Source organism: Bacillus sp. R86525 (assembly GCF_042466195.1).
Lineage (GTDB): Bacteria > Bacillota > Bacilli > Bacillales > Bacillaceae_G > Bacillus_A > Bacillus_A nitratireducens.
The window spans coordinates 3,470,001-3,484,920 of record NZ_JAXHPX010000007.1; the positions used below are offsets into that span (position 1 = coordinate 3,470,001).

The following is a 14,920-nucleotide window of genomic DNA, read 5'->3' on the forward strand; positions in this document are numbered from 1 at the left end:
GACAAAAACCTTACATTATTGAAAGGTTTAATAAAATTGCTTATACAAAACAGTTTATTTATAATAACTTCATTCATATTCATACACGCATCCTATTGTATATTCGTTAGTTTTGCGAAATAATAAAGGTTAGAAGTATGTACCAATATACATATAAACTTATTTACTGCTTTAAAACGAATAGGAGGAAAACATAATGACATTACAAGATCAAATTATGAAAGCATTACATGTTCAGCCTGTAATTGATCCGAAAGCAGAAATCCGTAAACGTGTTGATTTCTTAAAAGATTATGTAAAAAAAACAGGTGCGAAAGGATTTGTACTTGGAATTAGTGGGGGACAAGACTCTACATTAGCTGGACGCTTAGCTCAACTTGCAGTTGAAGAAATTCGTAATGAAGGTGGTAACGCAACGTTTATCTCCGTACGTCTTCCGTACAAAGTACAAAAAGATGAAGATGATGCACAATTAGCATTACAATTTATTCAAGCTGATCAATCTGTTGCATTTGATATCGCTTCAACAGTTGATGCTTTCTCAAATCAATACGAAAACTTATTAGGCGAATCATTAACTGATTTCAATAAAGGGAACGTTAAAGCGCGTATCCGTATGGTTACGCAGTATGCAATTGGTGGACAAAAAGGTCTACTTGTTATCGGAACAGATCATGCTGCAGAAGCTGTAACAGGTTTCTTTACAAAATTCGGAGATGGTGGTGCAGACCTATTACCATTAACAGGATTAACGAAGCGCCAAGGACGTGCTTTATTACAAGAATTAGGTGCGGACGAGCGACTTTACTTAAAAATGCCAACAGCTGATTTATTAGATGAAAAACCAGGTCAAGCTGATGAAACAGAATTAGGCATTACTTACGATCAATTAGATGACTATTTAGAAGGTAAAGCCGTTCCAACCGACGTTGCTGAAAAGATCGAGAAGCGTTACAAAGTGAGTGAACATAAAAGACAAGTCCCAGCATCTATGTTTGATGATTGGTGGAAATAGAACATAAAAAAGAAGCTAATCTCATTAGCTTCTTTTTTATGTTAACGATATACTCCTACCCTTTTCTCTAATAGATCCTGCAAGCAATCTTCATGTTGTTTATTAAACAATGGCGGCATTTTGTCTAACGGGAAAAACTTCAGATCTAATGTTTCATCGCCGTCTATTTTTTTGTTCCCTCCAACGATTGAAAACTTAAAGAATATTACAATTGCCTGTGCCTGATCTCCATTCGGATATGTTTGAAAATATTTCGTATACACACCAATGAGCTCATCAATTTCCACATCATATCCTGTTTCTTCTTTAATTTCTCGAATCGCAGTTTCTGCCGCAGATTCCCCGACTTCCATTGCACCGCCCGGAAATCCCCAAGCATTAAAGTCTCCTCTTTTTTGCAGAAGCACTTCACCAAGCTCATTAAATACACAACCACCTGCAAAATTCAAAATAACATAATCATGCCCTACTTTTTCACGTAATTCTTTTATATAATTAGCCATCTTCTTCCACTTTTCATACATCTTCTATCGCTATTTCTTATCTTTTTCAAGCGATTCAATAATCCGATCTAACTTCTGATTCATATTAATCACATGTTGTTTTTTTGCAACGCTGTTTTGCAATAACCTTCTAACAAACAAAGTAAATGATAGGAAAAACAAAACGATAAGTCCGATTACTAAACAAGTATATATCAATGTAAATATATTACTTTCGAACAAATTCATTCAGTTTCCACATCCTTCCTCCTTTATTTTATCCCATAATTCTGATTCTTTAAAGTAATACATAATAAAAAGAGCACCTTTTACAGATGCTCTTTTTCATTGCTTAATACGTAAATGTAATTGTCGCTAATGAATAACCTGCCATTGCACTATATGGCGCAACTTGATAAGATACACGCTTTGCACCTTTTGGCCAAGTTATTTCATCTAGTACTTTCTTTATATCTTGCATTGTTCCATCCATGGACTGCTTATATCGTACTTCTACCTTTTCTGGCTTAGAAGCGAATTGTTGCTGTAATTTTTTCTTAAATTCACTGTAATTTTCTGCCCCGTATTGTGCAGACAAATATTTTAAATTTGTTTCTTTTAACATCTGTTCATATACAGCAGTTTTTGAACTACCAGCTTTTATTTTGTTCGTTAATTCACCAAAGTAACTTGAAGTTGCTGCTGGATATTTGCTACGATCCCAATCATGGTCTTTACTTAATTGCTCGTCAGACATATTAAAATATGAATATGTCACACGCCCAGCTTTATCTGGTACTGGATCATCGAATGTAGTATCAAGGTGGTACCACTTGTTGTCAATGTTCACTAAATTCCATGCGTGAGCTTGTCCATTTCCTGTACCTGTTACAATATGATTTTGAATACCCGCTTCTTTTAGTAACTCATATGTTAATAATGTATATCCTTGGCAAACTGCAGAACGGTTCGCTAACGCTTCATATGCTGTATATGCTTGATAAGAAGTATCATAGGATACATGTTTCACAACATAATCATGAATAGCTTTCACTTTTTCATGTTCATCCATTCCTGGTTTTACAATTGAACCGATAATTGTTTTTGCCTGAGATTTTACATATTGTGTTTGCTCTTTTGATTCACGGTATTTCACTTGCAGTGTAAACGTATAGTTCCCTGGTAACCCTTTAATAGAATATTTAGTAGACGCTACATTATATTTTACATACTCATCCGCATCTACAATTTTATTATATTCTTTGTATAATCGGTCCATAACATCTCTAGCATTTCTATCTTTTGTTTTATATGCGATTGTAATATTTTCATCTCGATTATCAATCTGTTTTTTTAATTCTTTTCTGAAATCATTTAACAACTTTGCATCTGATTGTGTTGTCACTGTAGTCGGATTCGTAGCCGCATAAGATACAGCTGACGCCTGTAAGCCTCCCATTACTATAGTTGAACAAAGTGCGGCAGCTGTCACATACTTACTTGTCTTTCCCATCTTGTCACTCCTTACATTCTATAACTATACGAAAAAGTATCGTATAGTTTCAGAGTATACAATACTTTTCAAAATAGGTCATATGAGATTATGCATATTTAACATTGTAAAAAGGTTGTTCTTTTTACAAGAACAACCTTTTTCATTAACAAGTTTGTAATACACAGCACGTATTTTCAAAACGTCGATGTTTCAAATCTTCATTACTAATACAGAAATATAGCATTCCTAATTCTCCCCAAACCATATTACAATTTTTATGATCTGAATCAATTTGGAATAAAAGCGTCATTTGCTGTGGCTCTATCCCCATATATTCTCCTGTCTCATATAATACTTCCTCTTGTACAGAGAATGGCTCACCAAACATTTGATGATTATCATAGTTGTCTGGAATCAGCTCTTCAAGTAATTGCAAGAAACGATCTGAATCTGCCTCATCTTCAATGAAAAGTTCTGGTAATTTATAAGTCAGTTCAAAAGTAATTGCGCATTGAGTATACTTCGCTTGAGTTTCATCTGCTCTTCGTAATTGCTCTACAGGAATATCATAATAAAGTACACGCCCCGCTTCAGTTGGATTCACATCTTCTTCAAAGTAATTTTCAATGCTAAAGAAATATAACATCCCTGTCTTAGGAAGATTGTGATCCATACCAACATTTTGTAAATCATTTAAATTAAATTGAGCGATAAACTGTAACGGATTTCCTTTGTACATTGGGTATTCAAATGAATCCGGTAAATCAGGAACTCCCCCCATTTTCGAACTACCTACCGCAATCATTTCTTGTTGCTTTGGCACAACTTTTACACAAGGAAATACAGTATGAATAAGTTCCTCTTTTAAATGTGACAGTCCATATTTATCAATTAATACTTCAATTTTTTTATCCATAAATTCTCCTTACATTTACATACTTATTTGTATCATAGCACAAAGATTATACTCCATTTATCGTAAAATCAACAACCCTTCAAAAAAACGGGCTTATCCCTCATACGCGAACAAGTTTAAAAAAGCATAGTATACATTGTTCCTACAAACACGATAGTTCATTATTTCTTCCAGTACATTTTCCCCTCGTTCATTTTTATTTTTAATTTAAGGAGGAATTCCACATGGGTTACGGATATAGTTGCGGCGGCTACGGCGGCTACGGTTACGGCGGTAGTTGTGGTGGTGGATGTGGTTATGGAGGTTTCGCTTTATTAATCGTTTTATTTATCCTTCTAATCATCATCGGAGCTAGCTGTTGGGGCGGCTTTGTAGGCTGCTAGTAAACTTAAAAACTATTGTAAAAAAGCACGTACAATACGTGCTTTTTTGCCATTTTTAAATCTTTTATTCGAAAGGAAGTATGATTGATGAAGATTGATGGTGTTTTTGAAGGAGGCGGTGTACGCGGAATTGCGCATGTAGGGGCAATTTGCGCGTTAGCTGAAAAAGGCTATGAATGGGAGCGTGTAGCTGGAACATCAGCTGGTTCCATTATCGCAGCGCTTCTAGCAGCAGGATATTCTTGTTCAGAGTTAAAAACGATAATAACTGATATTGATTATAATACATTTACGAAGAAAACCTTTATTGACAGAATCCCGTTTATCGGCAAAGGATTAAGCGCATGGACTACTCTTGGTATTTACTCTAATATTTTTATAGAAGAATGGATTGAAGAATTACTTCGCAAAAAAGGAGTTCACTTATTCACAGATTTACCTGATTTAAATAAGCTTAAAATTATCGCTTCTGATATAAGTAATGGAAAAATGGTTATCTTCCCCGATGACTTACCAAACTACGGATTTTTAAATTATCGCTTCTCTATTGCTAAAGCTGTAAGAATGAGTAGTACAATCCCCTTCTTCTTTGAACCCGTAAAATGGAGAACCCCAAAATGGAAGCAACCTTGTTATATGGTTGATGGAGGGATTTTAAGCAATTACCCAATTTGGATTTTCGACTCACCTACCTCTCCTCGCTGGCCGACTTTTGGATTTCATTTTGTAAAAGATGAGATTCAAGCTGATCCTGCCCACTATAACGAGCCTATCTCCATGTTCAAAGGACTATTTAAAACAATGATGCAAGCCCATGATTTACGCCATTTAGATAAAGAATCAAAAGCAAGAACGATTACAATTCCAACGGGATCCATTACAAGCACAAACTTTGAGTTAACAAAGGAAGAAAAAGAGTGGCTTTACAATTCTGGTTATAACGCTGCAAATAAGTTTGTACAATCTTGGAACTTCAGACAATATATTGATGAATATAGAAACGGAAATCAGGACCGAAAAACAAATCGGTATTTCCGTCAACTTGACTCATAATACTATTATTTTTCATACGAGAACACGTAACGCTTTCAAAAAAAATAAGCCTAGTAATATCATATATTACTAGGCTTATTTACTTCTTGCATAATTACTATACGTTGCCTAAGGGTAAGTTAACCCTTCAGCTTCCTCCGCAGTAATAACTGTGTATCGATTTCCCGTTCGTAACCCTAACAATTCCGCTTTTTCAATTGCATCCTGCTTCGTCTCCGCATAAGCAGCTAAATATTTATCCCCATCGATAATTTGGCAAATTACATATTGTTTCATTATTTTCTCCTCTTACATTTTCATTAGTTGTGCAAGTTTTTTTATACCCATTTCAATTTCTTCTAACGTTGCGTATGAATATGATAGGCGTAAAAATTGGTTTGCACTTCTATCATACAAAGTACCTGGATTTAATAAAATCTTTTCTTGCAAAGCTTTGTCAAATAAGCTACGGTTCGAAACGGGTACATTCATATGTAACCAAATATAAAAACCACCTGCCGGTTCATACCATGTTGCTATATCCTGACAATATTTCTCTAACATTTGTAACATAAAATCTCTGCGCTTTTTCAACTTAATTCTTACAAACTGTAAATGTTCATCATATAATCCATTTGTAAACCATTCCGCTGCAATTTGCTGGGATATAGAACTTGAACCATAATCTGTTTGCATTTTTATGTCTGCCAATCTTTGAATGACTGGCTCAGGTCCAACAATCCATCCAATTCTTAATCCTGGACTAATTACTTTAGACATACTCCCTATATGTAGTACAATTCCGTTTTTATCATATGCCTTTAAAGGCTTTGAAACAGGCTCATCAAACCATAAGTCTTGGTACACCGCGTCCTCTATAATAGGCAATCCAATTTCATTACAGATTTCCATCACTTCTATTCGTTTCTTCGCATTCATACTAAAGCTCGTCGGATTATGAAAAGACGGGATTGTATATAAAATAGATGCATTAAATTGCTTCTTATATTTCGCAATATATGATGCGTTTAAACCATTCTCATCCATTGGTATTCCAATTAAACGCATTCCTGCTGATTGAAATACATTAAGCGAATATAAATATGATGGTTTTTCTAATAAAATTGACGCTCCTTTCGGAAGAAGCCCCATAGAAATAAGTTGCAGTGCTTGAATTGCCCCTGAAACAATTAAAATAGAGTCAGGAGATACATATACCCCATGCCCTTTTAAATATTCCGCAATTTTTTCTCTTAAATAAAGATTTCCTTTCGGTTCCTCATACCCAAGTGTAACATTTGATTGTAAAATTTTATTAATAATTTCCTTCATCTTTTTCTCAGGTAAAAGGCTCGGCGCGAGCTCACCTGTTCCCAATCGAATTACATTGGGAGTAAATTCAGCTTGATTAATCTCTTGTACAGCAGGAAGATTTGGATAATGAAGGCCTGTTTCCACATAGGACCGCCAGTTAGGAGGGGGTGCATATGTGGCAGTACTCTCACTATTATTTATTACAATTGTTCCCTTCCGGCCATTCCCCTCAATATACCCTTTTGCTACTAATTCATCGAAAGCCATTACAATTGTACTTCGATTTACTTCAAACGTTTGCGCCAAATCTCTTTGTGAAGGTAATTTAGTTCCAACTGTCCATTCCCCATTAACAATTCTTTCTTTTATATAAGATTCTATTTGTTTATATAATGGAATAGGTGAAGACATATTAGGTTTCCAAACTAACCTTTCCATCATATCACCTCACATTTTTTGGTTGGTAACCTATCCAACCATATGGATGGATACAAACTTTCATTTCTTCTATACAATATACACTATCATAATTAATCACATTAAGTAGGAGGTAATATGATGAATGAAGCAATTATTCACGGTATCATCCTTGCATTTGGTCTTATTATTCCATTAGGTGTCCAAAATGTTTTTGTCTTTAACCAAGGTGCGAGCCAACCAAATATTTGGAGAGTAGCCCCTGTAGTATTAACTGCATCTATATGTGATACGTTGCTAATTTTAATTGCTGTACAGGGTGTCTCCCTTGTGCTCCTAACTTTTTCTTGGTTAACAACCACCTTGTATTTGATTGGATTTTTCTTTCTTATGTATATGGGCTGGGTTATTTGGAGAAGCGATCCTGCAAATGATGTAAAACAAGAAAAAAGTATGCCTTTAAAAAATCAAATTATTTTCGCAGCATCGGTTTCATTACTAAATCCACACGCAATTTTAGACACAATTGGTGTAATTGGAACAAACTCTATCCAATACATAGGAAGTGAAAAATGGGCTTTCACTTCTGCAACTATTATCGTTTCTTGGATTTGGTTTATAAGCTTAGCTTTAGCGGGGAAATTTTTAAAAAGAATAGACTCAACCGGAAAGACAATCTTATTATTAAATAAATTTTCTGGTCTTATCATATGGGGTGTCGCACTTTATATGTTAAAACAAGTTATTTATTCTTAATTAACTAAAGAGAATTGCATGTGACTTAAAACATCATGCAATTCTCTTACAAATTATGAAGTAGGTTCCGATTTCTGTTTTACCGTCTTTGCATCTTTTGCTGGTCTAATCCAAATCATTGCTATAACAGCACCAATACCAGCGAAAATACTTGTTAAATAAAACACTTCATGGTCAGCACCTTTCATGAAAAAAGAATATAGAGGTGGTCCAGCTGCTACACCGATAAATCGCATTGAACTATAAAATGACGTAACCGTCCCCCTTTGTTCCTTTTCAATTCCTTGTGTAATTAGGGCGTCTAAACATGGGAGTGCCATACCAATTCCTATTCCCATAATAACGAGACAAAGAAGTAGTAAATAGATCCCTTTTATAAATAAAGGAATAATGACTGATGCAGCTGCCATTAAAAAACCAATATAAATACACTTCTTCATCATATTTTGATTATCTCCAATTTTTTTACCAGCCATATATGAACTAAGTGACAGTACAAGCAACGGGATAGCAAGTACACACCCCTTCCATATACCATGAATGTCATACTTTGATTCCAGTATAGTCGATAAATAAAAGAGAATTCCGAATAAAATAAGCATAATAATTGCACCTAATACAAAAATGGCAATCAACCATCTTCCCTTTTCTCGAAACGTAGAAAGAATAGATTTTATAAACTCTTTAAGTGGTGGTACTTCTCCTTCTTGTTTCTTTGCCTTTACTAGAACAAGTAATAAAACGATTGATACTACGCATAAAACTGGAATCGCCCAAAATGGTAAGAACCATACAATGGCAGCAAGAGCAGATCCTAAAATAGGGCTCAACACTTTTCCAAATGTATTGGATGTTTCAATGATTCCTAAACCTGCACTAACTTGTTTTTCATCTTTGTATAAATCACCAACACACGGTATAACAACTGGCATTGCACCAGCAGCACCAATACCTTGAATCGCTCTACCGATCAATATCCAAGTGTAGGGATTATCAATTTTCCAAGATACCCAACCAGTTATCGCCCCTCCTATAGCCGCAATCAGCAAACTCGGAACCATTATCATCTTTCGTCCCCATCTATCTGATAAATAACCAGCAATCGGTATAAGTAAAATGGCTACAATAGAGTAAATTGTAATAATCATGGATACTTGAAACGATGAAATATGTAATTTCTTTTCGATAGTCGGTAGGATTGGAATGAGCATTGAATTCCCTAATGTCATAACAAGTGGAACTGATGCAAGCGCAATTAAACAACAGTTTTCTTTTTTTAACATGTTGGCTTCGGAACCTTTCATCATATATTTCTTACCATATAATAGCCCTGCTGGAACGTAATTTTTCATTCCACCAGGGCTATTACATTTTACTACTTCCCATTTACAACAAAAGAAATTGGGGAAAATATAGTATTATTCCTATTCTTTGAATCCAGTTCGCAATATATCCATACCAATTAATTGAAAAAAAAAGAAAGGAAGAATCCTTCCTTTCTCCTATAACCTTCTACATTTAGCGAGTATATCCGCCACCAAGCTGTTGTTCTGCCATCGCTACAAGGCGTTTTGTAATTTCACCGCCTACAGAACCGTTTGCACGTGAAGAAGTATCAGCTCCAAGTTGTACACCAAACTCTTGTGCAATTTCATATTTCATTTGATCTAGAGCTGCTTGTGCTCCATGTGATGCTAATTGATTAGCGTTACGATTTCTAGCCATTACCGATCACCTCCTTATTTATATATAAATTGTGTTAAATTCCAATTTAAATACATGGTAATTTTTGGTTATTTTTATTTTTTAAAAAGAGTCTCTACAATGAGAGACTCTTACATCATTTTATATTAAGAAGTTACTACTTCTAAATTTCTATTTATTAATACTTTCATTTCTTCTTTTAATATATCTTTTGCATTATGTCCAAACCATTCAAGTGATGCGAAATGGTCAGTATCTCTCACTTCCTGAATAATCTCATCATAATTTACGATACCTTCAAATAATGGAACCATACCAATTCGACTTCCCGCTGCTGCATATACATTATTTGGTTCAAACACATGCAAATAATCTGCTGACAATATATTCTTAAAATGGTAATGTTGTATCCATGGCCTTAGTCGATGGAAACTGTCAATTGGATCTGCACCAGACTCCCATATATGAAGAAAATCAAGGTTTATTTTCAAATTCGGATGGTCTACTTCTTCTAATAATTCCAAAGTAGAGGGTAACGTGTCCGTTAACGTATTTGGATGTGTTTCTAAAAGTACATACATATTGCGCTGAGCAAATACTTCACAAATCATGCGAATTCGATTCACATACTCTTTTCTCTCCTGTTCCGAGAAATCTTCGCTTCCTTTTTGTCCAGCAAACGTACGAATTTTGTTCGTTTTAAACCAATTAGCTAGTATTGCAAGTTGTTCACATTTCCCCATCGTTTTTTCAAAATCTGCTGATAATGATATGTCTAAATAATCACTTATCATCGTAATTTCTAAGTTTTTATCCTTTAAAAAATTTAACTCTCGTTCTGTCGTTTCACGCTCTTGCACATACAAATTTTGTGCATGAGTCCCCCACAATTCAATTCCTTCAAAACCGTTTTCATATGCAAATTGAATAATATCAGTAAATGAAATTAATTGATGACGAAAGGAAATAGTACATAGCGAATATTTCATAGGTTTGAACTCCCTTATCTTAAATTCAGTTAGCTTTTTTTAAAAGGTAAGACAGACTCGTTTGTTTTCATATCTTTCCATGATAGAAATTGTCTCTCTAATTCATCCTTAATTTGCAGTTCAATTGCATTCATTCCATCTAGCTTTTCAACAATTGATAATAACATATCTTTATTATTCGTCATTGCCATTTTAATTGCACGATACTGTACATTTGTAAATCCTTGTACAATATCTTCTACCCGATCACACCAATAATCAAATTCTTGCTCCGAATATTGCAACGTTTCACGGAAGTATGCAAAAGCATGTTCATAACTATATTTACGAATTGCAAGTACTGGTATTTGTTTTACTGCCGCTACAAGACCAGAAAGCGAATAGCCTTCTTCTTCATTTGCCATTTTTATAATTAAATTTTTCAGCTCCATAGTCAGTTCATTATCGTTTCTTTTGAAAGTTTCTGTGAAATAATTCGCTACCATTTCTTCTGTTGGCTCCTGAATTCCTTCTATATCAATATCAATGAAATAGCCTCCACCAAATGGGTTGTCTTTAATAGAATGGAGCACTTTTTCTCTTTCCATATTCCCTTCCCAGCGAAAATCAGGATCAAGCATGAACCATTCGTCTTCTTTCTCTGTCTTCGATATCATTAAGTAATGTGGAAACGGTTTTTGATGAAATTTATTTTCTCTCTCAGGCAATAAAGACATATCAACCATTACAATTACGTAACGATTTTCCGGTTTATTTTCTACTAATTCTAAAAATGTCTCTACATTGATACTCTTATCTTTTGAATGATCGTACCATTCGTTCACTTTCATACCATACAATTTTTCATACCAGAGCAAGTAGTTATCATGGTTAATGTTTTCGGAATGATAAGAAATAATCCCGCCTTCTGTTATATCAAAATCTCCATCCCATAATCCGAAATAAAATGGACGGTAATCTATATCGCTACGCCTTTTTATAATTTCACAAAAACAACTCACTAAACAGTGAACTTTAATTGAAGTCATACTCTCATCCACTTTCCTAAAGGTTAGTTATTCACATTTACTTCGTGTAACGGCTGCAAATCTTCCATAAAGTCGAGCAAAGATCCTACAGTAAGAAACGCCTTTGGGTCTATCTCATCCTCTGGAACGCATAGCTTTAAATCCATTTCTATGTATACTATGAGCTGTAACATCATTACCGAATCTATATATAAATCTTGATTTAAACGCATCGTTTCTTCTAAATGTGTCACGTTTTTTAGTTCCATTTTTCCTGTCATAATTTTCAGCACTTCATTTTTTAATGTTTCACGTCTCATGTTGTAACATCTCCCATCTCTAGTAACTTTCTACTTACTTTTCCAGTTTTATTTTTCGGAATTTCAGTTACACTTTCAATCTCATGTGGAACTTTATAAGCTGGTAAATGCTGAATACACCATTCTCTTATTCGTACTGGATCAATATGAGAGATTACTTTCGCTTTAACAATTTCGCCCATGACAGGATGTTTCCCGCGATATACAATTGCCTCTTGAACGCCTTCTAGTCGAAGCATCGTTTCTTCTACCTCTATAGGAAAGACTTTTAATCCTGAAACGTTAATCACATCATCCATGCGTCCCATAAAATGAAGGCCACGCTCAGATTTATACCCCAAATCTTTCGTGAAGATTTCTTTATCGTTCATTTTCACTACGATTTCTTCAGGCATATTTTCATCTAAACCTATGCTTATACTCGCATGAGGTAGTGGATTTCCTAAATCTAAATGGCTTTTCATATCATGACATATACTAATACACCCCGCTTCAGAACAACCGTATTGCTGCATCATATATGTTGTCGTTTCTTTTAGTTTATAAAACAATGCTTCTGGCAAAGGCGCTCCGGATGTCATAATTTTATGAAACTGAAACGTTCCTTGCGGGAAACTCCCCATAATATGTAACATAAGTGGTACTGCATATATGATATGTTTTTCTGTATTGCGAACTATATTTAATGCGAATTTAGGATTTTTATTCGTAATGATGATAGGTTTGCTTCCCCGCGTAATTGCAGATAACGTACCACATATTAATCCGTATGAATGTGAAACAGGAGCCATAACGATCGGCACTTCATCTACTTCACAGTTTAAAGCTTCATTATAAGCAGTAATTTCTATATCAACTTCCGTCCATGCTCTACGAATTAGTTTCGGTTCTCCTGTTGTTCCAGAACTATATTGCAATAAAGAAGGCTCTTCTAGTAAACAGTTCACTACTTCTAACCTCGTAAAATCGCCATATTCTCCACATAAAATTCCTATACAATTTGCACGCTTTGCCATTTCAGTAGCCGTTTCTTTTGGCGTATCTTCATGTATAAGTAATACTGATGATTTCTTTTCTTTTAAGAAAAACACAAGCGTAATAATATCGAATGGATCTTTCAGACAAAGCGCAAATCTATTTCCTGCTACTTCTTGAAATTGTTCCATCTCCTCATAAACTTGTAATCTCAAATCAAAATCACTTTTGCTATACTCTTGTTTATTAACGATCAGCATGATTTCCCCCTGTAACAACTGATTTTTGTTTCATAAGTTGTCTTGCTCTATACAATGGATTTGGAACTTCATGAACAAGTGATTCCACATCTAAATATAAACGACGCTTCGTCAATTGCTCGGCATAAAACGTAGGTGTATATAATTGAATCCTTTCAAATCTCTCTTTTAAATGTGGATATTTTCTAATATGACTTTCGATTTCTTCGATCACTATCATCCAAAAACTTTCTTCTTTCCATTCATATTCATCCGCAAGTACGAAAGCTAATTCTCCTATATTAAATAAGAACAGTGCATCTAGTACCATCTCTTGTAAACATTCGATACGATCCATTTCAAAGAAATCATTCATTTTTCCATTCGCATACGTTTTATGCATTTTAGTAAAGTCAGGACATTTGTCGATTTCTTTTAAGAATGGACGATAAAACTCAAGTCCTTCATGGAAATCCTTTAATGCAATACGGACAGGTAGCCCTTCTTTATGGACTAAAATCATATTTTGTCCGTGTGATTCTAATGCGATCCCATGCTCTACAACAAGATGTATAACTGGTATAATCACTTTTTGAATAAGTAATCGTAGCCAATTTTCTATCCCATGTTTGTTTAACCATGCATCAATAACTGGCGTCCCATCTTTCTCTTTTGCATATAAGCCGTTAAAGGGCACTGCATCCTCTTGTCTATCCAAATATTTATGAACGCTTTCACGCCAAATGCATCCTAATGAACCATATACAGATTCCTTATTCGTATCATACGTTACACCCGAAAACTCATTTAAAAAAATGATGCGCGATTCATCTCTTAAATACAGATCATCACTTACAACATCATTTAGCCAATTTGATATTGCTGGTGCACTCACAACAGAATATGGTTTCAGCGTACGGAGTGTTGAAGTGTTGAGTAAATTCATCGATAATTTAACGTACGGCTTCTTTGGACTCGTAATATTTCTTAACGTTCTCATTGACTGTTGCGCGCAATAATCATCCTCTGACTCCTCTAAATAAATGATGCATTTATCCTGTATATGATCAGCATAATTCGGAATAATAAAGTTTTCCCACTGCCAAGGATGAACCGGAATTAAACAATACTGTTCTGGATTAGAACCTAAACTTCGAATACGATTCATATATTCTTCTATTTTCTGCTCACCAATTTCTTCTTTTAAAGTATCGCTATAAATCACTTCATTTTCATAACCTACAGTCGCATAATTCTTATGCGCTGCAATCCAGATGAGTTTTATTGGTCTCATAAATTCATATCCATATTGAAAATTGTCACGATATTGAAATCCAATGCGTGCTTTATAGCTAGGATGATATGGGTGACCGTCTATTAAATGACTTTCAAAGTCATCGTACGATTTCCGAGTATATTTCACCTTATTATGTCTTTCATATTGTGCAATTGTGTCTTTAAATATCGTTTGTTCTAATTCGTGAATAAAAGAATCTAATTTAGTTCGTTTAACGCTAACAACCCGAAAAACTTCTTCTAGAAATTGCGACACAGATTGTATTTCTTGTTGTTCCTCTTGAACTCTCATTATTAATGAATCTACAGAGATACGTCCAAATGTCATTCGTTCTCTTCCGTAGCATTTGTATGTGACACTTTTGTTTTCTTCATCAAGTCCTTGTATTATAAAAAGAATTTGTTCTTCCCTTTCTATGCGAACCGGTGTAATAATCCCCTCGTAAATTAACGATTCTACTAATTGACGTAGCACTCTTCTTCGCACTGAAATGTAATCTTCTGATTCGAGCGCCTTCAATATTTTCGTATGATACATGTCCATTCTCATAACCCCCTCCACCTTATGGGAAATACCATT

General features: G+C 34.7%; 17 protein-coding genes. 4 read left to right on the forward strand and 13 right to left on the reverse strand.

Annotated elements, in window-relative coordinates:
• The first annotated feature begins 196 nt into the window (after positions 1-196).
• The gene (nadE, locus tag SJY24_RS20550; protein WP_377865993.1) at positions 197-1,015 is read left to right on the forward strand and encodes an ammonia-dependent NAD(+) synthetase; all 819 of its coding nucleotides are present in this window, start codon (positions 197-199) and stop codon (positions 1,013-1,015) included.
• A gap of 41 nt (positions 1,016-1,056) precedes the next feature.
• On the opposite strand, the gene SJY24_RS20555 is transcribed toward nadE, so the two are convergent.
• From SJY24_RS20555 to SJY24_RS20570, 4 genes are all read right to left on the reverse strand, one after another.
• Complete coding sequence (locus SJY24_RS20555; protein ID WP_377865994.1) at positions 1,057-1,518, reverse strand: NUDIX hydrolase; 462 nt, start codon at positions 1,516-1,518, stop codon at positions 1,057-1,059.
• Positions 1,519-1,548: 30 nt separating this feature from the next.
• A complete protein-coding gene (locus SJY24_RS20560; protein ID WP_377865995.1) occupies positions 1,549-1,746 on the reverse strand; it encodes a DUF4083 domain-containing protein in 198 nt (65 codons plus the stop codon).
• A gap of 103 nt (positions 1,747-1,849) precedes the next feature.
• Complete coding sequence (locus tag SJY24_RS20565; RefSeq protein ID WP_377865996.1) at positions 1,850-3,010, reverse strand: transglutaminase domain-containing protein; 1,161 nt, start codon at positions 3,008-3,010, stop codon at positions 1,850-1,852.
• A 145-nt stretch (positions 3,011-3,155) separates the two neighbouring features.
• Complete coding sequence (locus SJY24_RS20570) at positions 3,156-3,908, reverse strand: YwqG family protein (protein WP_377865997.1); 753 nt, start codon at positions 3,906-3,908, stop codon at positions 3,156-3,158.
• Positions 3,909-4,132: 224 nt separating this feature from the next.
• Here SJY24_RS20570 and SJY24_RS20575 point away from each other — a divergent pair, with 224 nt between their 5' ends.
• On the forward strand, positions 4,133-4,291 hold the full coding sequence (locus SJY24_RS20575; RefSeq protein ID WP_377865998.1) for a YjcZ family sporulation protein: 159 nt from the start codon (positions 4,133-4,135) through the stop codon (positions 4,289-4,291).
• A gap of 87 nt (positions 4,292-4,378) precedes the next feature.
• On the forward strand, positions 4,379-5,344 hold the full coding sequence (locus SJY24_RS20580; protein ID WP_377865999.1) for a patatin-like phospholipase family protein: 966 nt from the start codon (positions 4,379-4,381) through the stop codon (positions 5,342-5,344).
• A 108-nt stretch (positions 5,345-5,452) separates the two neighbouring features.
• On the opposite strand, the gene SJY24_RS20585 is transcribed toward SJY24_RS20580, so the two are convergent.
• Together SJY24_RS20585 and pdxR are read right to left on the reverse strand one after the other, a co-directional pair.
• Complete coding sequence (locus SJY24_RS20585) at positions 5,453-5,620, reverse strand: DUF3933 family protein (RefSeq protein ID WP_000816371.1); 168 nt, start codon at positions 5,618-5,620, stop codon at positions 5,453-5,455.
• A gap of 12 nt (positions 5,621-5,632) precedes the next feature.
• On the reverse strand, positions 5,633-7,078 hold the full coding sequence (gene pdxR / locus SJY24_RS20590; RefSeq protein WP_377866000.1) for a MocR-like pyridoxine biosynthesis transcription factor PdxR: 1,446 nt from the start codon (positions 7,076-7,078) through the stop codon (positions 5,633-5,635).
• Positions 7,079-7,195: 117 nt separating this feature from the next.
• Here pdxR and SJY24_RS20595 point away from each other — a divergent pair, with 117 nt between their 5' ends.
• Complete coding sequence (locus tag SJY24_RS20595; protein ID WP_377866001.1) at positions 7,196-7,810, forward strand: LysE/ArgO family amino acid transporter; 615 nt, start codon at positions 7,196-7,198, stop codon at positions 7,808-7,810.
• A 53-nt stretch (positions 7,811-7,863) separates the two neighbouring features.
• On the opposite strand, the gene bcbE is transcribed toward SJY24_RS20595, so the two are convergent.
• The 7 genes from bcbE to SJY24_RS20630 all read right to left on the reverse strand — a co-directional run bounded on the left by bcbE (position 7,864) and on the right by SJY24_RS20630 (position 14,890).
• On the reverse strand, positions 7,864-9,093 hold the full coding sequence (gene bcbE, locus SJY24_RS20600; RefSeq protein WP_377867286.1) for a bacillibactin exporter BcbE: 1,230 nt from the start codon (positions 9,091-9,093) through the stop codon (positions 7,864-7,866).
• A gap of 235 nt (positions 9,094-9,328) precedes the next feature.
• Complete coding sequence (locus tag SJY24_RS20605; RefSeq protein ID WP_000113539.1) at positions 9,329-9,535, reverse strand: alpha/beta-type small acid-soluble spore protein; 207 nt, start codon at positions 9,533-9,535, stop codon at positions 9,329-9,331.
• Between the two features lie 125 nt (positions 9,536-9,660).
• Positions 9,661-10,503 carry a sugar phosphate isomerase/epimerase family protein gene (locus SJY24_RS20610; protein ID WP_377866002.1) on the reverse strand — a complete coding sequence of 281 codons (843 nt, stop codon included), beginning with the start codon at positions 10,501-10,503 and terminating at the stop codon, positions 9,661-9,663.
• 29 nt (positions 10,504-10,532) lie between these two features.
• Positions 10,533-11,531 (reverse strand): DUF6005 family protein, encoded by a 999-nt coding sequence (locus SJY24_RS20615; RefSeq protein WP_377866003.1) that lies wholly within the window; start codon positions 11,529-11,531, stop codon positions 10,533-10,535.
• A gap of 23 nt (positions 11,532-11,554) precedes the next feature.
• Positions 11,555-11,830 (reverse strand): petrobactin biosynthesis protein AsbD, encoded by a 276-nt coding sequence (gene asbD, locus SJY24_RS20620; protein WP_377866004.1) that lies wholly within the window; start codon positions 11,828-11,830, stop codon positions 11,555-11,557.
• Positions 11,827-13,065 (reverse strand): AMP-binding protein, encoded by a 1,239-nt coding sequence (locus SJY24_RS20625; protein WP_377866005.1) that lies wholly within the window; start codon positions 13,063-13,065, stop codon positions 11,827-11,829. Before SJY24_RS20625 ends, asbD begins: the two co-directional genes overlap by 4 nt.
• Positions 13,052-14,890 carry an IucA/IucC family protein gene (locus SJY24_RS20630; protein ID WP_377866006.1) on the reverse strand — a complete coding sequence of 613 codons (1,839 nt, stop codon included), beginning with the start codon at positions 14,888-14,890 and terminating at the stop codon, positions 13,052-13,054. The genes SJY24_RS20625 and SJY24_RS20630 overlap by 14 nt, the downstream gene beginning before the upstream one ends.
• Positions 14,891-14,920: the final 30 nt, after the last annotated feature.

Excerpts from the sequence above, each read along its gene's own strand:
- nadE (WP_377865993.1), top strand. The coding sequence starts at position 197 with ATGACATTACAAGATCAAATTATGAAAGCATTACATGTTCAGCCTGTA.
- SJY24_RS20555 (WP_377865994.1), bottom strand. The coding sequence starts at position 1,518 with ATGGCTAATTATATAAAAGAATTACGTGAAAAAGTAGGGCATGATTAT.
- SJY24_RS20560 (WP_377865995.1), bottom strand. The coding sequence starts at position 1,746 with ATGAATTTGTTCGAAAGTAATATATTTACATTGATATATACTTGTTTA.
- SJY24_RS20565 (WP_377865996.1), bottom strand. The coding sequence starts at position 3,010 with ATGGGAAAGACAAGTAAGTATGTGACAGCTGCCGCACTTTGTTCAACT.
- SJY24_RS20570 (WP_377865997.1), bottom strand. The coding sequence starts at position 3,908 with ATGGATAAAAAAATTGAAGTATTAATTGATAAATATGGACTGTCACAT.
- SJY24_RS20575 (WP_377865998.1), top strand. The coding sequence starts at position 4,133 with ATGGGTTACGGATATAGTTGCGGCGGCTACGGCGGCTACGGTTACGGC.
- SJY24_RS20580 (WP_377865999.1), top strand. The coding sequence starts at position 4,379 with ATGAAGATTGATGGTGTTTTTGAAGGAGGCGGTGTACGCGGAATTGCG.
- SJY24_RS20585 (WP_000816371.1), bottom strand. The coding sequence starts at position 5,620 with ATGAAACAATATGTAATTTGCCAAATTATCGATGGGGATAAATATTTA.
- pdxR (WP_377866000.1), bottom strand. The coding sequence starts at position 7,078 with ATGATGGAAAGGTTAGTTTGGAAACCTAATATGTCTTCACCTATTCCA.
- SJY24_RS20595 (WP_377866001.1), top strand. The coding sequence starts at position 7,196 with ATGAATGAAGCAATTATTCACGGTATCATCCTTGCATTTGGTCTTATT.
- bcbE (WP_377867286.1), bottom strand. The coding sequence starts at position 9,093 with ATGTTAAAAAAAGAAAACTGTTGTTTAATTGCGCTTGCATCAGTTCCA.
- SJY24_RS20605 (WP_000113539.1), bottom strand. The coding sequence starts at position 9,535 with ATGGCTAGAAATCGTAACGCTAATCAATTAGCATCACATGGAGCACAA.
- SJY24_RS20610 (WP_377866002.1), bottom strand. The coding sequence starts at position 10,503 with ATGAAATATTCGCTATGTACTATTTCCTTTCGTCATCAATTAATTTCA.
- SJY24_RS20615 (WP_377866003.1), bottom strand. The coding sequence starts at position 11,531 with ATGACTTCAATTAAAGTTCACTGTTTAGTGAGTTGTTTTTGTGAAATT.
- asbD (WP_377866004.1), bottom strand. The coding sequence starts at position 11,830 with ATGAGACGTGAAACATTAAAAAATGAAGTGCTGAAAATTATGACAGGA.
- SJY24_RS20625 (WP_377866005.1), bottom strand. The coding sequence starts at position 13,065 with ATGCTGATCGTTAATAAACAAGAGTATAGCAAAAGTGATTTTGATTTG.
- SJY24_RS20630 (WP_377866006.1), bottom strand. The coding sequence starts at position 14,890 with ATGAGAATGGACATGTATCATACGAAAATATTGAAGGCGCTCGAATCA.